Origin of the sequence: Klebsiella sp. K5-204 (assembly GCF_030128585.1) — a bacterium.
Taxonomy (GTDB): domain Bacteria; phylum Pseudomonadota; class Gammaproteobacteria; order Enterobacterales; family Enterobacteriaceae; genus Klebsiella; species Klebsiella quasipneumoniae.
In genome coordinates this window covers 732,854-755,206 of sequence record NZ_JAKUZS010000001.1, presented here as the reverse complement: position 1 = coordinate 755,206, position 22,353 = coordinate 732,854, and the positions used below count along the sequence as shown (strand labels likewise).

The following is a 22,353-nucleotide window of genomic DNA, read 5'->3' as shown; positions in this document are numbered from 1 at the left end:
CTGTGCCTCAGGCCGGCGGTTTTTCACCTTCCGGCGAACTGGTACGCAAATTGCTGTAGTCAGTCACAACATCGGGAGAAGGAGAAAAAAATGAAAGCAATCGTGATTGGCGCCGGCATCGGCGGCTTAAGTGCGGCAGTGGCGCTCAAACAGTCGGGGATTGACTGCGAAGTCTATGAAGCGGTGAAAGAGATCAAACCGGTCGGCGCGGCGATTTCCGTGTGGCCCAACGGCGTGAAGTGCATGGCCCACCTCGGTATGGGCGATATCATGGAAACCTTCGGCGGACCGCTGCGCCGCATGGCGTATCGCGATTTCCGCAGCGGCGAGAACATGACCCAGTTCAGCCTCGCGCCGCTGATCGAACGTACCGGCAGCCGCCCCTGCCCGGTCTCCCGCGCAGAGCTGCAGCGGGAAATGCTGGATTACTGGGGACGGGAAAGCGTGCAGTTCGGCAAACGCGTCACCCGCTGTGAAGAAAACGTCGACGGCGTGACGGTGTGGTTTACCGACGGCAGCAGCGCCAGCGGCGATCTGCTGATTGCCGCCGACGGCAGCCATTCCGCGCTGCGTCCGTGGGTGCTCGGCTTTACCCCGCAGCGCCGCTACGCCGGCTACGTCAACTGGAACGGTCTGGTGGAAATAGATGAAGCGCTGGCGCCCGGCGATCAGTGGACCACCTTTGTCGGCGAAGGCAAGCGCGTCTCGCTGATGCCGGTCTCCGCCGGCCGGTTCTACTTTTTCTTTGATGTGCCGCTGCCGGCGGGTCTGGCGGAGGATCGTGACACCCTGCGCGCTGACCTCAGCCGCTACTTTGCCGGCTGGGCGCCGCCGGTGCAGAAGCTGATCGCCGCCCTCGACCCGCAGACCACCAACCGTATTGAAATCCACGATATCGAACCGTTCAGCCGCCTGGTGCGCGGTCGCGTCGCGCTGCTGGGCGACGCCGGACACAGCACCACCCCGGATATTGGCCAGGGGGGATGCGCGGCGATGGAAGATGCGGTGGTGCTGGGCGCCGTTTTCCGCCAGACCCGCGATATTGCGACCGCCCTGCGCGAGTATGAAGCCCAGCGCTGCGACCGGGTCCGCGATCTGGTACTGAAGGCGCGCAAGCGCTGCGATATCACCCACGGAAAGGATATGCAGCTCACTGAAGCCTGGTACCAGGAGCTGCGGGAGGAGACCGGCGAGCGGATTATCAACGGCATGTGCGATACCATCCTCAGCGGGCCGCTGGGCTGACGGTCGCCATGGATTCAATCACCGCGCTCAGCGTCTGAATGGCCATCTGCGCAGGACGCGATAGCTGACGCGAAGGCGCGGTGCACAGCGCCAGGGTCAGCGGCCGCAGCAGCGTACTGCGCAGCGGGACAAAGGCCAGCTGGCCGCGCTGAACCTCGTCCAGCACGTCGAGCAGGCTGAGGAGCGTCACGCCGCTGCCGCGCAGCACCAGCGACTTAATGAGCCGGATATCATTGCAGCTGATGGTATTCTCCGGCGCAAAGTCATGGTGGCGATAGAGAAGCGCCACCCGCTCATGAACGATCAGCGGCGCGCCGGGCACGATGTGCCGCTCGAGGCTGAGCTCGCCCAAAGACAGGGCCCTCGCCCCCGCCAGGGGGTGGTCCGGGCGCATCACAATCCCCACCTCCAGTTCGGCAAAGGCCAGCACGCTGAGTCCTGCCTGCCCCTGCGGATCGAGGATCAGACCGACGTCCAGATCCGCCTGACGCACTTTCTGGCTGACGGTGTGGCTGTCGGCCACCTGCAGATCCAGCTCCAGCCACGGCCAGCTGGCGATAATCTCCGCCAGCGCGGCGGCGAAGCCACCTTCCGCCAGCGCCTGCACCATACCGACGCTAACGCTCCCGCGCTTCATCCCCTGCAGCTCATCAAATTTCTGCCGGGTCTGGCGAAACTCCTTCTGCCAGCGCAGCAGATTGTCATACAGCAGTTCGCCCGCGGTGGTCATCCGCAGTCCCTCCGGCAGCCGCTCGAACAGCGGTGTCCCGAAGGCCTCCTCGGCCTGCAGGATCTGGCGGTTAATCGCCGAGGCGGAGATATGCAGCTGCTCGGCGGCCCGGCGCAGGCTGCCGCAGCGGGCCACGGCGATGAAATAGTGGGCGAAACGGGAAAATGGACTCATGGCGACCCTGTACTCTTTTTTGCAACAGCAGAGTGAATTAATGGTGATGGATGTGAACACCCTAATATGACAACAATAATCTCACAACAATAAAACAATCACCGATGTGAGCAGGAAGAGAAATCATGAAGACAACCATCCCCACGCCCCCCGCCCATTGCACCTTTGATCCAGAGGACTGGCTGCGGCTGGCCCGCTGCTGGCACCCGGTGGCCCGCGCCTGCGATATTGGCGGCGCCCCGGTGAAAGCCACCCTGCTGGACGAACAGCTGGTTATCTATCGCATTAAAGGTCAGGTGGTGGTCGCCCGCGACGTCTGCCCGCACCGCGGCGTCCCGCTGACCCTGGGGTTTCATGAAGAAGAAGGCATCGTCTGCCCCTATCATGGCCTGCGCTTTGGCGAGGATGGCCGCTGCAACCGCATCCCCTCCAGTCCGGGGCAACCCATACCAGCCAAACTGCATCTCACCAGCTTCGCCGTGGAGGAGCGCTACGGGCTGATCTGGACCTGTCTGGCCTGCGATCCGGACAATCCGCCGCCGTTACCGACCATGCCGCACTGGGACGACGCCGGCTTTCAGCAAATCAACTGCCCGGCCTTCGAGGTGAAGGGCTTTGCCGGCCGCCAGGTCGAAGGCTTTCTCGATGTCGCCCACTTTGCGTGGATCCACACTGATACCTTTGCCGACCCGGACAATCAGCAGGTGCCGGACTACATCCCGCAGGAGACACCGTTCGGTTTTGTTGCCGACTACTGGAGCTCGGTGGGCAATTATCCGGCCAGCTCCGATTTCCGCGCGCCGGAAGGGTTCCAGTGGCTGCGTCACTTTGAAATGCATCTGCCCTTCACCGCCACGCTGACCATCCATTTCCCTGCCGATGCGAAGCTGGTGATCATGAACGCCGCCTCGCCGGTGTCGTCGCGCGTGACGCGGATGTTCGCCCCTATCGCCCGCAATTTTGACCTGCATGTGCCGGTAGAAGACGTTCATGCGTTCAACCTGCGGGTGTTTGAGGAGGATCGCCTGATGGTTGAGACCCAGCGCCCGGAGCGGCTGCCGCTGGATCTGACCCTGGAGGCGCATATTCCGGCAGACCGCAGCTCTATCGCCTACCGGCGCGGGCTGAAGAAGATGGGCTTTGGCGATTTCTTTCTGGTATGAGTGGAGGTCTTATGCGCGACATACTCCCGGTGGTGGTCGATGGCCTGTGGCGCCAGGGCGCGAAAAATCTGGCCGTTCGCCTGGTGAGCGCCGATGGGCAACCGCTGCCGGCGTGGACGCCCGGCGCCCATATCGACCTCCATCTCCCCTGCGGGCTGATCCGTCAGTATTCGCTGACCGGCAGCCAGGCCGGGCGGGATCACTATCTGCTCTGCGTCGCCCGCGAGGCGCAGTCGCGAGGCGGCTCCCGTTATATTCATGACACCCTGCGCCCGGGGCAGCCCTTGCTGATCTCTGCCCCGCGCAACCACTTTCCCCTGCGCGGGGGCGGCCACGTGGTGCTCCTCGCCGCCGGGATCGGCATTACGCCGCTGCTGGCGATGGCCCACGCCCGGGCGGCGTCCGGCGCCAGCTTTACGCTGCACTACTACGTCAGCCGCGCACAGGAGGCCGCCTTCGCCACCGAGATCGCCAGCCAGCTCACCGGCGGAACCTGCCTGATCCACTGCTCTGCCGACGGACAGAGTCCGCGCCTGCGGCTGGCGCAGGATCTGGGCGCGCCGGACGCCGACACCCAGGTCTATTTCTGCGGACCGGCAGGGTTTATGAAGCAGGTGCGCGACACCGCGCTGGCGGCCGGCTGGGCGGAGGCGCAACTGCACAGCGAAGCGTTCCAGCCGCCCGCCCCGACGGCGGCCTCGGCGGCGGACGGAACCTTCACCATCACCCTCGCCTCCACCGGGGAGCGCTGGCCGGTACCGGGGGACAAAACCATCGCCCGGGTGCTGCAGGAGCATGGCGTCGACGTGCCGCTCTCCTGCGAGATGGGGATCTGCGGCGCCTGCCTGACGCCGGTGCGGGAGGGAACGGTCGACCACCGGGATACCGTGCAGTCGGAGGCGGAAAAACAGGCAGCGGAGCAGCATATTGCGCTGTGCTGCTCCCGCAGCCTGTCGGCCAATTTAGTTATCGATCTCGCGGGATAAGCGACCGGTCTCCGGCTGTTCGGCGCGGGCGACCGGTTTCACCCGCACGGCGGTGAAGACCACGACCATCGCGGTCAACAGCAGCACACCGCTGCCGGTGAAGACGCCGCTGGCGCCGTGCAGATCGAACACCGCCCCGCCGCCGGCGGCGCCGGCGCTGATGGCCAGCTGAATAGAGGCCACCAGCAGACCGCCCGCGCTTTCCGCCTCATCCGGCACGGTGGTGGCCAGCCAGGTGGACCAGGCCACCGGCACCAGACCGAAGGCAAACCCCCAGAGGGCGACCAGCAGCCCGTCGAGCACGCTCAGATGGCCAAACGTCACCATCAGCAGCGCCAGGACGCTCATCATCAGCGGCACCAGCGCCAGGGTCAGACGCAGGCTGCGGCTCAGCAGATAGCTCGCTACCGAGGTGCCGATAAAGTTAGCGATACCGAAACCGAGCAAAATCAGTGAAACGCCTTCAACGCTGGCCTGCGCGACGGTCTCAAGGAACGGCCGCAGGTAGGTGAAGAAGGCGAAATGGCCGCTGAAAATGAGGATCGACGCCAGCATGCCGCCCAGCATACCGGGACGGCGCAGCACCCTGAACAGCGTGGAGAAGGTGCCAACGCTTTCCGGGCGCATGGAGGGCAGCACCCACAGCTGCCAGAGCAGCGCCAGCAGGCTGGGTATCACGCAGAGAATAAACACGTTGCGCCAGCCGATCAGCTCCCCGAGGTAGCTGCCGAGCGGCGCGGCCACCACGGTGGCGACAGACACCGCGGAAAAGATGATCGCCAGCGCCTTCGGCACATGGGCCGCCGGCACCAGACGCATCGCCGTGGCGGTGGACATCGCCCAGAAACCGCCGATGGCGATCCCCAGCAGCAGACGACCGAGCAGGAGAAACGCCAGCGAACCGGCAAAAGCGACCATCAGGCTGGAGACAATCTGCAGCACGGAAAAAAACATCAGCACCCAGCGGCGGTCGATATTGCGGGTGGCGGTGGCGATCAGCAGGCCGGTGACTAACGCCACCAGCGCCGTGGCGGTCACCGCCTGCCCGGCCATCCCTTCGCTGACGCCGAGGCTGCTGGCCATCGGCGTTAACAGGCTGGCGGGCAGAAACTCGGCCACGATCAGGCCGAACACCCCGAGGGCCAGGGCATAGACGGCACGCCAGGCAGGCCTGACGGGTGTCAGGCTTGCGTCAGCAGCTATGAAGGAAGTCATATACATCTCTCCAGGTTTATTAACATCCTGGTCATCTTAGGGGCTTACCTCTGGACGATATATGATGCATACTCTACAGTTATTGATTATTCGTCCGGAATTACCATGAGCCAGCCTACAATCGACCTGACCAGCGAACTGCTGCGCGGTATGCGCCTCTCCGGCGTGAATTACCGGCGCATCGAAACCTCCCGCCCGTTTGGCGTCGGCTTTAGCGCCGTGGCGGGCAAAGCCCAGTTCCATTTCATCAGCCGCGGACCGGTGCTGCTGCGCATGGCCAGCGGAGAACAGTTCACCCTGGAGAGCGGCGACGCGCTGTTAATTCCTAACGGCGACGGACACGCCCTGCTCTCCGATCCGCAGGCCGCGGTGGTGAATGTGGCGCAGCTGAACAGCGAAACGGTGTGCAGCACGGTAAGTTGCATCAACGCTGGCGGCCAGCCTGACTGCCCGGAGCGCGCCGTGATTTTCAGCGGTTGCATGGACTTTGAGCTCGGCGGCATGCAGCCGCTGGTGAAGGCCATGCCCGAGGTGATGCGGGTGAGTTGCCTGCTCCACACCTGGCCGGAGATCCAGCCGCTGCTGGCCGCAATGGAGCGGGAATCGCTCACCCGCCAGGCGGGCTATGCCGGGATCCTCGCCCGGCTGGCGGACGTGGTGGCTGCGCTGATTGTCCGCGGCTGGGTGGCATGCGGGTGCGGTAACGCCACCGGCTGGGTGCAGGTCCTGCGCGATCCCCGGCTGGCGAAAGCGATCTACGCCATGCATCAGCGTCCGGGCGTGAACTGGAAAGTGGAAGATCTGGCGCGGGAGGCGGGGCTGTCGCGCTCTCTCTTCGCCGAGCGTTTTCTTGCCGCCACCGGCACCACCCCCGCCCGCTATCTGGCCGAGCTGCGTATGCGGCTGGCGGTGCAGTACATCACCCACGAAGGCCAGGCGCTGGAAAAGGTGGCCTTCCGCCTCGGGTATCAGTCGCTGGCGGCCTTCAGCCGGGCTTTCAAACGCATCACCGGCCAGCCGCCGGGGGCCCTGCGCGCCACGGCACGCTAGAGTCAGCCTTTATATAAAGCGATACACGCCGTTGCCAACGCGAAAGCGTTGCCCCTTAAGCGCCGGGTTGGCGACGCGAAACACCAGTTCGGTCAGCTGGTTGGCGGTTCCTTCGCGGAAAGTAAACCACTGGCCGCCCACGTCCAGCCCCTGCTCCCCCTGTGGCGGGAAGCCCAGCAGCGCCTGCCAGCGATCGCGCACCGCCTGCGGATTGTCCACCTCGAACACCGCCTGCTCGAGCACAATGTCGCCCAGCGGATGAGGCACGTCCAGCCCCTGGGCGCGCAGCCGCGCCAGCCGGGTCTCGTCGTCTTCTCCCCACTGCAGCACAAAAGGATAGACCAGCCCGTCGGTGTCGCCATCAATGGTGAAGATCCGCCAGCGGATGACATTGCCCTGCGGATCGTGGCGCTGGCCATCGACGATCGGTGACACCGCCAGCCCCTTGCGCCGCAAGTGGTCATGGGTGGCGTCGATGTCGTCGCTGCGCAGCGCGACGCGAAACAGCGCTTCGTTCTCCGGCAGCAACCGCGCGGCATCCCGTGAGAGCAAAAACCTGTCCGTCGCGGCGCGCAGTTCGTCCGGGTCGGAAATGGCGAGGAATTCGATATAGGTCAGGCCAAAATAGCTCAGCGCATTGCGGGTTCCCCACCCCGGATGGCGCCCGCCGGCCACCGCCCGCAGCTGCTGTCCGGCAAAGGTTTCAATCGCCGCTTCCGGCTGATTCACAAACTGTACTGCGTGGTCCCACTGCAAGGTTGCCATGATCTCTCCCGCGGTTGTGCCTGTTCAGGCGTCTGCGGCAAAAGATAGTGCCGGGGTGAAGGGAATGGCAAACAAGAATTAAGTATATCGAAAGCTGGATACGTGATTTATATCAACGCGGTATATGGAGTCTGACAGGCGATGAAACGGCGGACTAACGAATGGCCCGCCGGCGGGATCAGACCGACCCTTCTTTCTCAATCACCAGAATACGCGCCGCCCCCTGGGGATGAGCGACATGCTCGCATCCCACCTCGGCGTAGAAGATATCGCCGGCGTTCAGCACGATCACCTGCTCCTCGCCGTTGACTTTTACATGCATCGCCACCTGACCATCCATGACGGCAAACACCTCCTGACCGTCGTTGATGTGCCAGATATAGGGTTGGTCGGTCCAGTGCAGGCGCACGGTGGTGCCGGAAAAATTGGCGATATCCAGCGCGCCCCACGCGCGGTCGGCGGTGAAATCTTTACTGCTCCAGCTCTGCATAATGATGTCCTGTGATAAGGGTTATTTTTTCTGCCAGTTTGCCCATGGATCCGCTTTCTCTGCCGGCGCATCGTCGTCGAGCGAAGCCAGATACATCGCCTCCACCTCTTTACGCGCCCACGGCGTCCGGCGGAGAAATTTCAGGCTGGACTTGATGCTGGGATCGCTTTTAAAGCAGTTAATGTTGACCTGGCGGGCCATTTCCGCCCAGCCGTAGCGCGCGACCAGGGCATTGAGCAGCGCTTCCAGCGTCACGCCGTGCAGGGGATCTTTTGAACTGTGCATGAGGATACATCCGTTCCGCATTAAAAAAGTGAGCCCACCTTACTGACTCTCGATGACGGGCGCAACGGCTTCAGTTCGCCCTTACGCCTTTATCTATTTAACGCAAAAGCACTGAACCCCGCGCGAACATAAATTAGAAAATAACGTTATTGGTTGATTATCTGGCCCTGAGGCAAGCTGTGCTCAGCCCCGAACAGAGGAAATCACCATGCGCTGCTGTTGTGCCCGAACCCTGAACCTGAATCGACCCATAACATATTATCCCGTTTTCGGAGAACACCATGAACGCGACAACCCTGCCGATTCTCGATCTGGCCCGCTACGCGGACCCCGCGGATAAAGCGGCCTTCCTGGCCGACCTGCGCCACGCCGCCCGCGACATCGGCTTCTTTTATCTGATCAACCACGGTGTCGACGACGCGCTTCAATATGAAGTTCAGCGCCAGTCCCAACGCTTTTTTGCCCTCGATGAGGCGCAAAAACAGCAGGTGGCGATGATCCACTCCCCCCATTTTCGCGGCTATAACCGCGCGGCCTCTGAGCTGACGCGCGGCCAGCCTGACTGGCGAGAGCAGTTTGATATCGGCGCCGAACGTCCGGCGCTGACCCTCAGCGATGACGCCCCGCGCTGGCAGCGTCTGCAGGGTCCGAATCTGTGGCCTGCCGCCCTGCCGTCGCTTAAACCGGTATTACTTCACTGGCAACAGCAGATGACCCAGGTGGGGATCCACCTGCTGCGCGCCTTTGCCGAAGCGCTGCAGCTCCCGGAGAATGCCTTTGACCAACTCTATGGCGACAAACCCAACGAGCATATCAAACTGATCCGCTATCCCGGCCAGCAGGAGACGCAAAGCAGCCAGGGCGTCGGCGCCCATAAAGATTCCGGTTTTCTCAGCTTCCTGCTGCAGGACGAACAGAAAGGGCTGCAGGTTGAGGTGGCGCCCGGGCAGTGGATCGACGCTGTGCCGCTGGCCGGCAGCTTTGTGGTCAATATTGGCGAACTGCTGGAGCTGGCCACCAACGGCTATCTGCGCGCTACCGTTCACCGGGTGGTGTCGCCGCCGGCGCAGCAGCAGCGCCTCTCCATCGCTTTCTTCCTTGGCGCCCAGCTTGACGCGGTGGTGCCGGTTTATACCCTGCCGCCCGAGCTGGCGCGTGAGGCGCGCGGTCCGGACAGCGACCCGCACAATCCGCTGCTGCGCGATGTCGGCTGGAATTATCTCAAGGGCCGTCTGCGTTCCCATCCGGACGTGGCGGAACGCTACTATCAGGACGTGTTTCGCGAACGCGCCGAGCAATTGATCGTTTAACCATAACTAAAAAGGAACACACCATGAAATATGCCGCTTTTAAACTGGCAGGGGTCGCACTGTCTCTTTCTCTGGCATGGACGTCTGCCCAGGCCGCCGCGCTGCGCGTCGCCGCGGACCCGGTTCCCCACGCGGAGATCCTCAACTACATCAAAAAAATCGATCCCAGCCTCGATCTGAAGGTGGTGGAGCTGACCAGCGGGGTCAACGCCAATGAACTGCTGGCCAGTGGCGACGTGGATGCCAACTACTTCCAGCATGTTCCCTACCTGAAGGATCAGGAAAAAGCGCTGGGTAAAACCTTTGCCGTCGCGGCCACCGTGCACATTGAGCCGCTGGGGATCTACTCGCACAAACATAAAAATTTCTCGTCGCTGCCGGACAACGCCACGGTGGCGGTGCCGAATAACACCACCAACCTGAGCCGTGCGCTGTTCCTGCTGCAGGCGCAGAAGCTTATCAAGCTGGACCCTAAATTTACCGACCCGGCCACCACTCTGGCGACGCCGAAGGATATTGTCGAGAACCCGAAACACCTGAAGATCCTGGAGATTGAATCGCCGCAGATCCCGCGCTCCCTCGACGATGTCGACCTGGCGGTGATTAACGGTAACTACGCCCTCGAAGCCGGGCTGGTGCCGGCGAAAGACGCTCTGGGGCTGGAAAGCGCCGAGCATAACCCCTACGCCAATATCCTGGTGACCACCCCAGCCCTGGCCAATGACCCGCGCATTAAGGCGCTGGCGAAAGACCTGACGTCGCCGCAGGTAGCGGAGTTTATCCGTAAAAACTACAACGGCTCGGTGATCCCGGTGGCCCCTCAGTCATGATAACCATCGAAGGGCTGAGCAAAACCTACGCCGGAACCGGCCGACCGGCGCTGAACGATATCGCGTTACAGATCCCGAAAGGGGCGATATACGGCATTCTCGGGCGCAGCGGCGCCGGCAAAAGTACGCTCATCCGCTGTCTCAATTTGCTGGAGCGGCCCACCTCGGGCCGCATTCTGGTGAACGGACAGGATATTACACAGCTGAACAAGGCGGCGCTGCGGGATTATCGCCTGCGTACCGGGATGATTTTCCAGCACTTCAATCTGCTGCATGCCCGCACCGTCGCCGACAACATCGCGGTGCCGCTGGAGATAGCCGGGGTGCCGCGGGCCGCTCGCGAAGCGCGGGTGCGCGAACTGCTGGAGCTGGTGGATCTCAGCGACAAGACCGCCGCCTTCCCGTCTCAGCTTTCCGGCGGGCAAAAACAGCGCGTCGGCATCGCCCGGGCGCTGGCCGCCCGACCAGAGGTGCTGCTGTGCGATGAGGCGACCAGCGCGCTGGATCCCGAGACCACCGCCTCGGTGCTGGCTCTGCTGGCGGATATAAACCAGCGGCTCAATCTGACCATTGTGCTGATAACGCACCAGCTGGAGGTGGTGAAAACCATTTGTGACCACGCGGCGCTGCTGGAACAGGGCGAAATTGTCGAAAGCGGCAAACTCGCCGACCTGCTGGTGACCCCGTGGTCACGGCTGCGTCAGTCGCTGCTGCACGACCCGCAGGCTGAACAGGATTTTCTTACCCGTCACGGCGTTCAGGGGAGGCCATTATGCGGAGTAGCATGAGCTGGGAAGATTTGTGGCCGTTATTACTCGACGGCACACTGGATACGCTCTATATGGTGGGCCTGGCGGCCCTGTTTACCGTGCTGATCGGGCTGCCCACCGGTGTGTTGTTATTTATTTCCCGCGCCAACGGCCTCGCGCCGATGCCGAAACTGAACGCGCTGCTGGGGGCGGCGATCAACATCGGCAGATCGTTACCGTTTATCGTGCTGCTGATCGCGCTGATCCCTTTTACCCGCCTGATCGTCGGCACCACGCTGGGCAGCACCGCCGCTATCGTGCCGGTGACCATCGGCGCCTTTCCGTTCTTTGCCCGTCTGACGGAAAACGCGCTCGACGAGGTGGATTACGGGAGAATCGAAGCCATTCTGTCGATGGGCGGCAACGTCTGGCACGTGATTTTTAAATCTCTGCTGCCGGAAGCCCTGCCGACGCTGCTGGCCGGGATTACGCTGACCATCGTGATGCTGATTGGCTTTTCGTCGATGGCCGGGGTGATCGGCGGCGGCGGACTCGGCGACCTCGCCATCCGCTACGGCTATCAGCGGTTCAATAATGAGGTGATGTTTGGCACGGTGCTGATCCTGGTGGCGATGGTTCAGGGCGTACAAATGGCCGGCGATCGGCTGGTGCGCCGCCTGGCACACCGCCGCTAACCGTCAGATATTAATTCCAGCCGCACTCAGCCGCCAGCTGGCGGACCAGACTGGCGGCGTCACACTCGCGGATCAGCCCCACACCCTGCCCGGCCCAGTGCGCGCCATACTCATGGACGCCCTGGGTTTTCGCGGCGGCGGCCAGCGCTTTGCCGATATCATATGCCAGCGGATAATCCGGCACAGCGCTCGCCGGACAGGCTTCCCCCACTGCGCAGAAGGTATTCGCCAGACAACGTGCCGGACGCCCGGATATCGCTGAGGTCAGTACCGTACGCCCGTCAATGCTGTTAGCGATCGCCGCGCGGTAGCCGGCGTCGGCGGCCGATTCCGGACAGAGTAAAAACGCCGTGCCGAGCTGAGCGCCCTGCGCCCCCAGCTGCATCACGCTGGCGATCCCCGCGCCGTCCATGATGCCCCCGGCGGCGACCACCGGGATGGTCAGCCGACGCCGCAGATGTTGCACCAGAGTAAAGGTGCTCATCTGCGCATCTGGCTCCTGCGGGTCGAAGATCCCCCGGTGCCCGCCCGCCTCAAAGCCCTGAGCGACCACCACGTCAATCCCCTGCTGCTCAATGACCTGCGCCTCCTTAAGCGACGTCGCCGTGGCCAGAGTGACGATCCCCTGCTGTCGCAGGCGCTGGATCGCCTCGCGCTCAGGAAGGCCGAAATGGAAGCTCACCACCGCGGGTGAGAGATCGAGAAGCAGCTCCAGCATGGCGGTGTGGCCGATAAACGTCTGGTATATCTCCCTAAGCGACGCCGGAGGGATACTGCCAAAGCGGGTAAAATGGGGGCGCAGCGTCTCAGCCCAGTCCGCCTCCCGTCGGGCGTCGCGCCGGGGCGGCGCATGGCAAAACAGATTGACATTGAACGGCCGGTCCGTCAGCTGGCGGGTGGCGACGATCATCGCTTCCGCCTGGGCAACGGTTGAAGCACCCAGCCCCAGCGAACCCAGCGCCCCGGCATGACTCACCGCGGCAGCCAGCGCGGGGGTAGAGACGCCCGCCATCGGGGCCTGGATCAGGGGGTAGTCAATATCAAGAAGCGAAAGCAGTGAATTTTGCATGGGTTCCTCGTTCATGAGCGATGCCGGAGGCTTACCATCTCTTTTAAAGATGATAAGATCAACATCATTATCATATTGAGAATAAAAATATGAACCACAGCACACTGCAGATTTTTATCCAGGTGGCCGACACGCAAAGCGTCACTCTGGCAGCAAAACGGCTTGGCCGCGCCCAGTCCAATATCACCACCCGTATTCAGCAACTGGAGGAGGAGCTTGCCGTGGAACTCTTCGTCCGCGGCAACAAAAAAATGGTGCTGTCGCCGGCAGGCCTTCAGTTTCTCAGCTATGCCCGGCGGATCCTGAGCCTGGCGGAAGAGGCAAAGCAGAGTCTGCATCCAACCACGCCCGGCGGCAGCCTGCGGCTGGGCGCGATGGAGGCGACCGCCGCCAGCCGTCTGCCGCCGCTGCTCACCCGCTTCCAACAGCGGTGCCCGCAGGTGGATGTCACGCTCAGCACCCGGCCGACCCGCCAGTTAACCGAGGGGGTATTAACCGCCGCCCTTGATGCCGCGCTGGTCTGCCTGCCGCCAGGGACGGATGGCCAACCGGCTTGCCCGCCCGGCCTGGGATCTGTCCCGGTGTTTCAGGAAACCCTGATGCTGGTCCGTCCGCAGAGCGCTGGCCCGCTGCGGTTCGCGGCATTTGCCAGCGGCTGCAGCTATCGGGCGCTGGGAGAGCGCTGGCTGGCGGAACAACAGGCGGCCGTGGAGGTGCATGAGGTGAGCTCCTATCACAGCATGCTGGCCTGCGTGGCCTCCGGGCGCTACGCCTGCCTGTTGCCGCAGAGCGTGCTGGCGCTGATGACGCTTCCCGAAAACAGCTTAAGCGAACCGCTGTGCGAGGCGACCACCCAGCTTATCTGGCGCCAGGGGTTCAGCACCTCCGCCCTCAGCGAGTGGCGCATCCTGTTGCAAAGCGCCGCGAACGGCTAAGCTAAAAGAGGAAACCGCGACGCACTCGCCGGAGGCGAACCTGAGCTCTTACCGACAAACGCAGAAGCGTTTTGCCGCTACAGTATCCACCCGAGCGACAAAATCGTATTCGCCAGGTCGCGGCCATGATGCCGCTTTTTTGCCGGGTGGCGGCTGCGCCTGACCCGGCCTACATGGCGGCGCTTAGCCGGCTAAGGGCGCCTCCGCTCCGTAGGCCCGCGCAAGCGCAGCGCCGCCGGGCGACGGGTCGCGGCCATGATGCCGCTTTTTGCCGGGTGGCGGCTGCGCCTGACCCGGTCTACATGGCGGCACTCAGCCGCCTATAGGGTTCCTCCGCTCCGTAGGCCCGCGCAAGCGCAGCGCCGCCGGGCGACGGGTCGCGGCCATGATGCCGCTTTTTGCCGGGCGGCGGCTGCGCCTGACCCGGTCTACATGGCGGCACTCAGCCGGCTATAGGGTTCCTCCGCTCCGTAGGCCCGCGCAAGCGCAGCGCCGCCGGGCGCCAGTTCGCGGCCATGATGCCGCTTTTTTGCCGGGTGGCGGCTGCGCCTGACCCGGCCTACATGGCGGGGCTTAGCCGGCTAAAGGGATCCTCCGCTCCGCAGGCCCGCGCAAGCGCAGCGCCGCCGGGCGACGGGTCGCGGCCATGATGCCGCTTTTTTGCCGGGCGGCGGCTGCGCCTGACCCGGCCTACAAGGCGGCGCTTAGCCGGCTAAAGGGATCCTCCGCTCCGTAGGCCCGCGCAAGCGCAGCGCCGCCGGGCGCCAGGTCGCGGCCATGATGCCGCTTTTTTGCCGGGTGGCGGCTGCGCCTGACCCGGCCTACATGGCGGGGCTTAGCCGGCTATAGGGTTCCTCCGCTCCGTAGGCCCGCGCAAGCGCAGCGCCGCCGGGCGACGGGTCGCGGCCATGATGCCGCTTTTTTGCCGGGTGGCGGCTGCGCCTGACCCGGCCTACGCCTTTTGGGAGTCATTATGTCGTTCTGCCACATGCGCATCGCCAGACCGGTCAGCGAACTGGAGAGCACCGCCAGCATGTATTGCGCCGGGCTGGGGCTGCAGCAACTTGGAAGCTTTACCGATCATGAAGGATTCAGCGGGTTGATGATCGGTTCGCCGGATGCCAGCTGGCATCTGGAATTCACCCACTGCCGCCACCATCCCGTTACCCCCTCGCCAGGAGATGAAGATCTGCTGGTGCTGTACTATCCGCAGCCTGAGGCCTGGAAGGCACAATGCAGCGCCATGGACGCCGCCGGGTTTCTGCGCGTCACGGCATTCAACCCCTACTGGGAGGTCAACGGCGTCACTTTCGTCGACCGCGACGGCTATCGCACCGTGCTGCAAAACCGCGCCTGGGGGGAAGTGCGAAACGTTTCACATCACGAGGAGCCTCAATAACCTCCCTGAGGTGACCCGCACCGCGCCCGGCGGGGGCGTTAAGCCTGTTCCGCCCGCAGCCACGGCGTCACGGTAAGCCCGGCCAGCAGACCTTCCGGACTGAGCAGACGGGTGACGGTCTGCCCCCACGGCTCGTCGCGCGCGGCAACAAGGAGGTGGTACCACTGCTGCTGCAGCCGCGCCGTCGCCGCGGCAAGGTCGCGAACCTCAAATTCAATCCACGCCTGCGGCACCGGCTCCGTCTCCGGCCACTGCTCCTGACCAAAACAGGACTGCGACGCCTGCGCCAGCGGCCACAGCGCAAAATGCTTCACCCCGCCGATGGCATCCTGCTCGCTAAGCAGATACGCCTCGTTACCCGGCATCGGCTTCAGCGGTAATCCCAATGCCTGACAATAGAAATCACGGCTTTGCGCGGTGCTTTGGGTAATAGGGCCGAAGCCCGCAATGAACATAACGTCAATATCGGCGAATTCCTGGGACATATTCTCTCCTCAAGGCGGCGGCAAGATACCGTCATCATGCCCCGAAGCCGGCGTCAGCGGCAACACCGTTAATGACGGCGGCGAGGCCATCGATCACGGATAAAACGCCCTCGCCACTCGCCAGCCTCTTCGCGGCGCGTTATGCTAAACATCCCTATGTATTAACCCTTTATCCCTATGAGCACTTCCGTCAGCACCACGCAACTTAATCTGCGCATCATTTCGATCGTTGTTTTTACCTGTATCTGTTATCTCTCTATTGGTCTGCCGCTGGCCGTTCTGCCGGGTTATATTCACTATCAGCTGGGCTACAGCACCTTTGTCGCCGGGATCGTGATCAGCCTGCAGTACATCTCGACGCTGATAAGCCGGCCGCACGCCGGGCGCTACACCGATATCTGGGGCCCGAAAAAAGTGGTTAGCCTCGGGATCGTCTGCTGTCTGCTCAGCGGCGCCTTCACGCTGCTGGCGGTAATGTTGCAGGCGATGCCGATGCTGGCGATTGCCGCGCTGTTGGCGGGCCGGGTGTTTCTTGGCGTCGGCGAAAGCTTTACCGCCACCGGCGCCACGCTCTGGGGGATCAAAACCGTCGGCGCGATCCATACGTCGCGGGTGATCTCCTGGAACGGCGTGGCAACCTATGTGGCGATGGCGGTCGGCGCGCCGTTGGGGGTCACCCTTAACCAGTATTTCGGCATCAGCGGCTTTGCCACGGTGGTGGTGCTGGTCGCCGCCATCGGACTGCTGTTCGCCCGCACGCGGCAGGACGTCAGCGTGACCGCCGGCGTCAGAGCCCCCTTTCACGCGGTGGTGCGCAAAATCTGGCCTTATGGGCTGGGGCTGGCCTTTGGCACCGTCGGTTTCGGCGTTATTGCCACCTTTATCACCCTCTACTTTGCCGCGCACAGCTGGCAGGGCGCCGCGTTTACCCTCTCGCTGTTCAGCGTCGGCTTTATCTGTGTTCGCCTGGTGCTGGGGAACACCATCACTCGCTATGGCGGGGTCCCGGTATCCCTGGCCTGCTTCGTCATCGAATGTCTCGGCCTGCTGCTTATCTGGCTGGCGCCGTCGGCCTGGGTGGCGGGGATCGGCGCCTTTCTCACCGGCTCGGGTTTTTCGCTGGTCTTCCCGGCGTTGGGGGTTGAGGCGGTAAAACAGGTGGAAGAGCAAAACCAGGGGACCGCCCTTGGCACCTACTCGGCGTTCCTTGATCTCGCGCTGGGGCTGACCGGGCCGCTGGCCGGCTGGGTCGCCGGGTACTACGATCTCGCCACCCTGTATCTGCTGGCGGCAATCGTCGTAGTGTTCGCTTTCCTGCTGATTTTACGCGTATATCTGCAACAGCGGGCCGCGGTCAGGACGTAGCCAGGCCCGGCTCGCGGAACGCCGCGAGCCGCCGACACCGGCAAAAAACGAATCGGCAATTGACGACGATTCGGCTTCCGTGCCAACATCCCCTTCAGCGTCTGGCGACAGATGCAAGGACGGTGGCGGAAAACAACAGAGATCGCGCAACGATCCGGCCCGCCGCCGTAGTCCAATCCGAATCACTGACCCACACGGTGAATTCCTGATTCTGGCGGGAAACACAGACATGCACCAAAGTTTTAATCAGCGCGTTCATTTCTATTACTGCGTCCTGGTCGCGCTGAAGATGCACGGAAAGTCGAAAAAGTCGGGCGGTATCAGAGGAAAGAACAACTTTCTGCTGAAATGGCTGCGCCGGGCGCAGGATAACAACATTTTCCCTCCCGATATCACCAGTGAAATCGAATGGCTGCGCGGGAAGATTATTCAGGCCGGCTACGATACCGATCTCGAGCCGATGCTGGATTTTGTTTACGCCACCGCCAGCCGCGCCGAAGCGCTCAAGAACGCCGAATAAGCCACTGCGCCCGCTGCGGGCGCAGATGCTGCCCAATCCGCTTACTCCCTGACAATATGCCCATCACGCACGGGATAGCCTGCTGAGGTTATTTTATCGGTGACACTGTCACGCAAGGCAGATGCTGCAGTGGATCATTTCCCCCTGACAGGCGGCCCCGGGCGTTCTATGCTTTGCCCTGTCTCCCTTACACAGGACAACGCCCGATGGCCGACTGGAACCCTTCGCTGTATCTGCAGTTTGACGCTGAGCGCACCCGCCCGGCGGCTGACCTGCTTTCCCGTATCGCTCACCTGCAGGTCGAGAGCGTCGTTGACCTTGGCTGCGGGCCGGGCAACAGTACCCGCCTGCTGCGTGCCGCCTGGCCGCTGGCGGCGATCGTCGGTATCGATAACTCCCCGGCCATGCTGGACCAGGCGACGCAGGCCTTACCTGACTGTGAGTTTATCGAGGCCGATATCGCCAGCTGGCGGCCTGCGCAACCGCCAGACGTGATCTATGCCAACGCCTCGCTGCAGTGGCTGGCGGATCATGAGACGCTGTTTCCGCATCTGGTTAACCAGCTGACGGAGAACGGTACGCTGGCGGTGCAGATGCCGGATAACTGGCAGGAGCCCTCCCATACTCTGATGCGTCAGGTCGCCAGCGAGCTGGGATTACCGGACCGTGGTCGCCAGCCCTTGCTTCCGCCGGACGCCTGGTACGATCTGCTCACCCGTCAGGGCTGTGAAGTTGATATCTGGCGCACCACCTATTTTCATCCGCTCGCTTCCCATCAGGCAATCGTCGACTGGCTGCAGGGCACCGGACTGCGACCTTATCTGACGGGCCTCGATGAACCGGCCAGGAGCGCCTTTCTGACCCGCTATTTGGCATTGCTGGCCGACCACTATCCGTTACAGTGTAACGGAATGGTGCTTCTGCGCTTCCCGCGTCTGTTTATCGTGGCGCGAAAAAGAGCCGCCTGACGCTTGGCCTGAGCAAGTCGTAAAACATAACCAACACAAAAATAAGAGCGGGCCAGCTGACCATCCTGATTTTCAGGATTAACTATCCTGAACATTGCGATATTCAACACATTCCTCAGCGTGCGACAGTGACGACCACTTCAACCTGTAACGGGAGTCACTATGCATACCCCCTCTGTCGATCGCCACACGCTGGCCGCCATTGCGCCAAAACTGGCCGAACTGACCGAAACGGTGCTGTTTGGCGATATCTGGGCGCGCAGCGAGCTGTCGCTCCGCGAACGCAGCTTAATCACCCTCTCCGCCCTGACGGCGCTGGGCAAAACGGAGCAACTGCCCTGGCATATCGCCTACGGCTATCAAAATGGCCTGAGCCAGGAGGAGATGGTCGAATTGTTTACCCACCTGGCGTTTTACGCCGGCTGGCCGGCGGCGGCCAGCGCCCTGACCTGCCTGAACGCGCAGGAGGCGCCATGCCTCTGACGCGTATTTCGCTTGGCGCGGCCTGGCGTCCCGCGGAGTTTGCTCAACTGTCGGCGCTATTCCATGAATGCCTGGTGGCGGAGTTTGACGTGCCGCCGGCGGACAAATTTCAGTTTATCGAGCAGACCGCCGACGGACAGCGCATTTACGACCCGCATTATCTCAGCGGCGGGCGCAGCGCCCGCTTCGTGCTGTTTCATATTTTCGCCGGGAAGCCGCGCCGCCGGGCGCAGAAACAGGGGCTCTACCGTCGGCTGTGCGCGCGGTTAGCCGATGAGATGGCGGTCAGCCCGCAGGACGTGATGGTGGTGATCCAGTTTAACCAGCTGGAGGACTGGAGTTTCAGCGCCGGCATAATGGCGGGTGAATAAGACAGGCGGCGCCTGCAGGGCGCCGCGATTCAGGCTATTTTGTTGCTACCAGGCGAGATGATGCACCAGTGACAGATCCCAGGCCGTCGCCAAGAGCGAAAGAAACATTATCAGATTGACCACTGTTTCGAGACGTTTTTCCATCGTTGCTTCTCCTGAGCCTGTTTCCCCTGTTATAGCGGGAAAAGCTTAACAACATCTTATCGCTTCAGGAGTCGAGGGTGATCCTGTAGCGCACATAATCGTCAGCCGGGGTGAATTCATCATACAGGTGGCGGGCGGGATTATCACGGCGAGTATGCCAGTACAGACGTGACCAGCCTTTCTCAGCCCCTTCGGTTTGCAGCGACTTAATCAGCGTTCTGGCAATGCCTTGTCCGCGGAAGGCAGGATCGACGAACAGATCCTCCAGATAGCAGATCGGCGTGGTGACCCAGGTGCCTTCGTGCAGAATGCAGATAGCGAACCCCACCACGGTATCATCCACCACCGCGACTCTGCCCAGCACGGGTGAGTTCACCTCCAGCATCCGCTGCCAGGTGCATTCGGTCACCTCTTCCGGCTGCGGGCTGCCGTAGAAGCGGGTATAGCCTTCCCAGAGCTGAAGCCATTCGGCTTTGTCATGCGGCCGAACTTCCCGGATATCGATGACCATGCGAGTTTCCTTACAGATGAATGAATTAGCCTGCGAACATTGGCAGGAAATATGTGATATGTGTTAAGGCCATTATTTTCCTGCGCAGGTATTTGTTCAAGCGGCTTAACCACAATTCTCCCCCTGCGCAGGGCGATTTGGCACTAAAAAGCCTTTTGCAGCGAGGCTGCCGACTGGCTGTATCTGGCTAATAAAAAAGTATGTTGTAACTAATTCGAGTGCGATTAAACCCGGCCGCAGCCGGGTGAATAGACTCCGCTATCAGCAGAGCGGCCTGACGGCGTCGCGCATACCGCGGGTCAGGATAGCGTCAAGGTCAGCGGCGACCTGCTCCACCAGGCCGGGGATCTGGCTGAGATCCTGCTCCCAGTGGGACTCCACGCTGAGCACGGCGGAAACCAGCTCGCGGGTGCATATCTGGCCGTCACGATGGCGGGCCCAAAGCGTCTGGTAGCGCGTCAGCCATTCCGCATCATCCTGTACCGGATAGCTTGTCCCCTCCCGCTCTCCCCGGTAGAAGGCGATCAGCGCCGCCAGGGCGAAGGTCAGGCGCGGCGGCAGCGCGCCATGCGCCTTCTGCCCTGCCAGCAGCTGCGGCAGAATACGGGTGCGGTATTTGGTCATGCCGTTGAGAGCGATCGAGAGCAGCTGATGTTTGATATAGGGATTACGGAAGCGCCCGGTCACGGCGCTGGCGAATGACACCAGCTCATCGCGCGGCAGATCCAGCACCGGAATAATCTCGTCATAAATCGCCTTTTCGACAAACGCGCAAATTTCCGCATCGTTCATCGCCTCGCCGACGGTGTCGATCCCGGCCTGGAAGGCCACCGGCACCAGGGCGGTGTGCGCCCCGTTGAGGATCGCCACTTTGCGCTCTTTATAGGGCTTGATATCGTCCACGATGCGCACATTGAGCGGCAGCTTATCGAGTCGCAGCTCGCTGGCTAATGAGGCGGGCCCCTGAATAACGAACAAATAAAAGTGCTCGGCAGTATCGAGGAAAGCGTCCTGATAGCCGGTTTGCGCCTCCAGAGCCGCCACTTCATCGCGCGGGTAGCCGGTCACAATGCGATCCACCAGCGTGGAACAGAAGGTATTTGCCGACGTCAGCCAGTTGATAAAGGCCTGCGGCAGCTGCCACTCGGAGGCATAGCGCAGCACCAGCGTCTGCAACGCCTCGCCGTTATAATCGATCAGTTCGCAGGGGATGATCACCCATCCCTTATCGGCTGCGCCGGCAAAATGCTGGTAGCGTTCAAACAGCAGGCGGGTCAGTTTTGCCGGATAGCTTACCGGCGGCGCGTCATCAAACCGATCCCCGGCATGGTAGCTGATGCCCGCCTCAGTGGTATTGGAAAAGACAAACCGCATCTGTGGGTTATGCGCCAGACGTAAAAAAGCGTCGTAGTCAGCGTAAGCGCTGATTTCCCGGTTGACCGAGCGGATCAGCCGCGCGTCGCTCACCGCTTCGCCCTGCTCGTTGAGACCGCGAATGATGGTGGTATAGAGGCCGTCCTGGGTATTCAGGGAGGGGGGGAAATCGGTGGCGATAGGACGAACGACCACGATGCCAGCATTCAGGTCGGTATGCGTGTTGAGCAGGTCAATCTGCCAGTCAACGAATGCGCGCAGGAAGTTACCTTCTCCAAACTGGATGATACGGTCAGGGTACTGCGCGCCGGGGAAATCACGACGGTTTAACGTTTTCACAATGGGTTCCCTCTAAGAGTAGTCATACAACCTGAGTAATTGGTCCAATAACTTATCAGGTTTTACTACCAGTGAAACCCTGTTTTGATCAAAGGATTCTGTAATAACCGCCGTCAGGCAAGAAACTTATAGAACAGTGAAGTGGCGGTCATTGCACCGTCAGGCATCAGCGCATAGCGCGGAATTTCGCCCACTTTTTCCCAGCCACAGCGGACATAGAACTGTTCCGCCCCACTGCCGGTCGCCGTGTCCAGCACCAGCACCGTCTTACCTACCCGCCGGGCGGTTTGCTCCAGCTCCGCCATCAGCGCGTTGGCAATCCCCAGGCGACGGGCATTTTGGTGAACCAAAAGTTTGGCCACGTCCGCACGATGGGGCTGGTTTTCCGGTTGGCTGGTGATAAGTTGCACGGTGCCGACGGGACGTTCCTCAGCGTCAAGGGCGGCCAGCACGATGCGCTCCCCGGCCGCCACGCTGTTGGCGACATGTTGCCAGAAGGTCGTCGCCGTCTGCTGACTGAAAGGCAGCATAAAGCTCACCGAGGCGCCGCCGTTCACGCAGCTCGCCAGGATATCGCTTAATGCCGGAAGGTGATGAAGAATATCGTCGCGCGATAACGTGCGCAGTGAAAATGATGTGATCATAATAGCTCCTTGTTTTTGACCACATCACTATATTTTAACCAAGCATTAACACAAGCATA

Annotated in this window: 25 protein-coding genes; 15 read left to right on the top strand and 10 right to left on the bottom strand. The window is 62.0% G+C overall.

Features of this window, described 5'->3' with window-relative positions; all coding sequences use genetic code 11:
- Window positions 1-90 precede the first annotated feature (90 nt).
- On the top strand, window positions 91-1,245 hold the full coding sequence (gene hpxO, locus MKR05_RS03770; RefSeq protein WP_171879000.1) for an FAD-dependent urate hydroxylase HpxO: 1,155 nt from the start codon (window positions 91-93) through the stop codon (window positions 1,243-1,245).
- Here the strand turns inward: hpxO and hpxR are convergent.
- Window positions 1,226-2,149 carry a LysR family hpxDE operon transcriptional regulator HpxR gene (gene hpxR / locus MKR05_RS03765; RefSeq protein ID WP_023289662.1) on the bottom strand — a complete coding sequence of 308 codons (924 nt, stop codon included), beginning with the start codon at window positions 2,147-2,149 and terminating at the stop codon, window positions 1,226-1,228. The two genes, hpxO and hpxR, sit on opposite strands and share 20 nt — an antisense overlap.
- A 125-nt stretch (window positions 2,150-2,274) precedes the next feature.
- On the opposite strand from hpxR, the gene hpxD reads away from it, so the two are divergent.
- Both hpxD and hpxE read left to right on the top strand, forming a co-directional pair.
- On the top strand, window positions 2,275-3,312 hold the full coding sequence (hpxD, locus tag MKR05_RS03760; protein ID WP_284118073.1) for a molybdenum cofactor-independent xanthine hydroxylase subunit HpxD: 1,038 nt from the start codon (window positions 2,275-2,277) through the stop codon (window positions 3,310-3,312).
- An 11-nt stretch (window positions 3,313-3,323) separates the two neighbouring features.
- Window positions 3,324-4,298 (top strand): molybdenum cofactor-independent xanthine hydroxylase subunit HpxE, encoded by a 975-nt coding sequence (gene hpxE, locus MKR05_RS03755; protein ID WP_238875387.1) that lies wholly within the window; start codon window positions 3,324-3,326, stop codon window positions 4,296-4,298.
- On the opposite strand, the gene MKR05_RS03750 is transcribed toward hpxE, so the two are convergent.
- Entirely contained in the window at window positions 4,275-5,513 is a 1,239-nt protein-coding gene (locus MKR05_RS03750) for an MFS transporter (protein WP_238875384.1), read from the bottom strand. The two genes, hpxE and MKR05_RS03750, sit on opposite strands and share 24 nt — an antisense overlap.
- Before the next feature lie 105 nt (window positions 5,514-5,618).
- Between MKR05_RS03750 and MKR05_RS03745 the strand changes: the two genes are divergently transcribed.
- Entirely contained in the window at window positions 5,619-6,563 is a 945-nt protein-coding gene (locus tag MKR05_RS03745; protein WP_238875382.1) for an AraC family transcriptional regulator, read from the top strand.
- A 9-nt stretch (window positions 6,564-6,572) separates the two neighbouring features.
- Here MKR05_RS03745 and MKR05_RS03740 read toward each other — a convergent pair whose 3' ends face one another.
- The 3 genes from MKR05_RS03740 to MKR05_RS03730 form a co-directional block, all read right to left on the bottom strand.
- Window positions 6,573-7,328, bottom strand: coding sequence for a VOC family protein (locus tag MKR05_RS03740; protein WP_060590730.1), 756 nt, complete (start codon window positions 7,326-7,328; stop codon window positions 6,573-6,575).
- Window positions 7,329-7,506: 178 nt separating this feature from the next.
- The gene (locus MKR05_RS03735; protein WP_023289656.1) at window positions 7,507-7,818 is read right to left on the bottom strand and encodes a cupin domain-containing protein; all 312 of its coding nucleotides are present in this window, start codon (window positions 7,816-7,818) and stop codon (window positions 7,507-7,509) included.
- 21 nt (window positions 7,819-7,839) lie between these two features.
- Window positions 7,840-8,103, bottom strand: a complete 264-nt coding sequence (locus MKR05_RS03730; protein WP_004205937.1) for a VF530 family DNA-binding protein — start codon at window positions 8,101-8,103, stop codon at window positions 7,840-7,842.
- Window positions 8,104-8,384: 281 nt separating this feature from the next.
- Here MKR05_RS03730 and MKR05_RS03725 point away from each other — a divergent pair, with 281 nt between their 5' ends.
- The 4 genes from MKR05_RS03725 to MKR05_RS03710 are packed head-to-tail and all read left to right on the top strand — an operon-like array spanning window position 8,385 to window position 11,687.
- Window positions 8,385-9,413, top strand: a complete 1,029-nt coding sequence (locus MKR05_RS03725) for an isopenicillin N synthase family oxygenase (protein WP_072421692.1) — start codon at window positions 8,385-8,387, stop codon at window positions 9,411-9,413.
- Between the two features lie 23 nt (window positions 9,414-9,436).
- Window positions 9,437-10,243 (top strand): MetQ/NlpA family ABC transporter substrate-binding protein, encoded by an 807-nt coding sequence (locus MKR05_RS03720; RefSeq protein ID WP_032452814.1) that lies wholly within the window; start codon window positions 9,437-9,439, stop codon window positions 10,241-10,243.
- Window positions 10,240-11,031 carry a methionine ABC transporter ATP-binding protein gene (locus MKR05_RS03715; protein ID WP_101867281.1) on the top strand — a complete coding sequence of 264 codons (792 nt, stop codon included), beginning with the start codon at window positions 10,240-10,242 and terminating at the stop codon, window positions 11,029-11,031. Before MKR05_RS03720 ends, MKR05_RS03715 begins: the two co-directional genes overlap by 4 nt.
- On the top strand, window positions 11,028-11,687 hold the full coding sequence (locus tag MKR05_RS03710; protein ID WP_072096700.1) for a methionine ABC transporter permease: 660 nt from the start codon (window positions 11,028-11,030) through the stop codon (window positions 11,685-11,687). The genes MKR05_RS03715 and MKR05_RS03710 overlap by 4 nt, the downstream gene beginning before the upstream one ends.
- A 10-nt stretch (window positions 11,688-11,697) precedes the next feature.
- Here MKR05_RS03710 and MKR05_RS03705 read toward each other — a convergent pair whose 3' ends face one another.
- Window positions 11,698-12,756, bottom strand: coding sequence for an NAD(P)H-dependent flavin oxidoreductase (locus MKR05_RS03705; RefSeq protein ID WP_392389660.1), 1,059 nt, complete (start codon window positions 12,754-12,756; stop codon window positions 11,698-11,700).
- Window positions 12,757-12,845: 89 nt separating this feature from the next.
- Between MKR05_RS03705 and MKR05_RS03700 the strand changes: the two genes are divergently transcribed.
- Together MKR05_RS03700 and MKR05_RS03695 are read left to right on the top strand one after the other, a co-directional pair.
- Window positions 12,846-13,691 (top strand): LysR substrate-binding domain-containing protein, encoded by an 846-nt coding sequence (locus MKR05_RS03700; protein WP_238875377.1) that lies wholly within the window; start codon window positions 12,846-12,848, stop codon window positions 13,689-13,691.
- Window positions 13,692-14,664: 973 nt separating this feature from the next.
- The gene (locus tag MKR05_RS03695; RefSeq protein WP_050534219.1) at window positions 14,665-15,090 is read left to right on the top strand and encodes a VOC family protein; all 426 of its coding nucleotides are present in this window, start codon (window positions 14,665-14,667) and stop codon (window positions 15,088-15,090) included.
- Window positions 15,091-15,128: 38 nt separating this feature from the next.
- On the opposite strand, the gene MKR05_RS03690 is transcribed toward MKR05_RS03695, so the two are convergent.
- On the bottom strand, window positions 15,129-15,575 hold the full coding sequence (locus MKR05_RS03690; protein WP_238875594.1) for a VOC family protein: 447 nt from the start codon (window positions 15,573-15,575) through the stop codon (window positions 15,129-15,131).
- A gap of 177 nt (window positions 15,576-15,752) precedes the next feature.
- On the opposite strand from MKR05_RS03690, the gene MKR05_RS03685 reads away from it, so the two are divergent.
- The 5 genes from MKR05_RS03685 to MKR05_RS03665 all read left to right on the top strand — a co-directional run bounded on the left by MKR05_RS03685 (window position 15,753) and on the right by MKR05_RS03665 (window position 19,282).
- Window positions 15,753-16,940 carry an MFS transporter gene (locus MKR05_RS03685; protein WP_023289646.1) on the top strand — a complete coding sequence of 396 codons (1,188 nt, stop codon included), beginning with the start codon at window positions 15,753-15,755 and terminating at the stop codon, window positions 16,938-16,940.
- 229 nt (window positions 16,941-17,169) lie between these two features.
- Window positions 17,170-17,460 carry a hypothetical protein gene (locus MKR05_RS03680; protein ID WP_008804940.1) on the top strand — a complete coding sequence of 97 codons (291 nt, stop codon included), beginning with the start codon at window positions 17,170-17,172 and terminating at the stop codon, window positions 17,458-17,460.
- A 206-nt stretch (window positions 17,461-17,666) separates the two neighbouring features.
- Window positions 17,667-18,428, top strand: a complete 762-nt coding sequence (tam, locus tag MKR05_RS03675; protein WP_132135468.1) for a trans-aconitate 2-methyltransferase — start codon at window positions 17,667-17,669, stop codon at window positions 18,426-18,428.
- A 162-nt stretch (window positions 18,429-18,590) separates the two neighbouring features.
- A complete protein-coding gene (locus MKR05_RS03670; RefSeq protein WP_044522959.1) occupies window positions 18,591-18,911 on the top strand; it encodes a carboxymuconolactone decarboxylase family protein in 321 nt (106 codons plus the stop codon).
- Window positions 18,902-19,282, top strand: a complete 381-nt coding sequence (locus MKR05_RS03665; RefSeq protein WP_023289643.1) for a tautomerase family protein — start codon at window positions 18,902-18,904, stop codon at window positions 19,280-19,282. Before MKR05_RS03670 ends, MKR05_RS03665 begins: the two co-directional genes overlap by 10 nt.
- Before the next feature lie 208 nt (window positions 19,283-19,490).
- On the opposite strand, the gene MKR05_RS03660 is transcribed toward MKR05_RS03665, so the two are convergent.
- From MKR05_RS03660 to MKR05_RS03650, 3 genes are all read right to left on the bottom strand, one after another.
- Window positions 19,491-19,937: a GNAT family N-acetyltransferase gene (locus tag MKR05_RS03660; RefSeq protein ID WP_032452801.1), complete on the bottom strand. Its 447-nt coding sequence runs from the start codon at window positions 19,935-19,937 to the stop codon at window positions 19,491-19,493.
- Between the two features lie 261 nt (window positions 19,938-20,198).
- Window positions 20,199-21,650, bottom strand: coding sequence for a tagaturonate reductase (locus tag MKR05_RS03655; RefSeq protein ID WP_060590741.1), 1,452 nt, complete (start codon window positions 21,648-21,650; stop codon window positions 20,199-20,201).
- 113 nt (window positions 21,651-21,763) lie between these two features.
- Complete coding sequence (locus MKR05_RS03650) at window positions 21,764-22,294, bottom strand: GNAT family N-acetyltransferase (protein ID WP_049014010.1); 531 nt, start codon at window positions 22,292-22,294, stop codon at window positions 21,764-21,766.
- Window positions 22,295-22,353 lie beyond the last annotated feature (59 nt).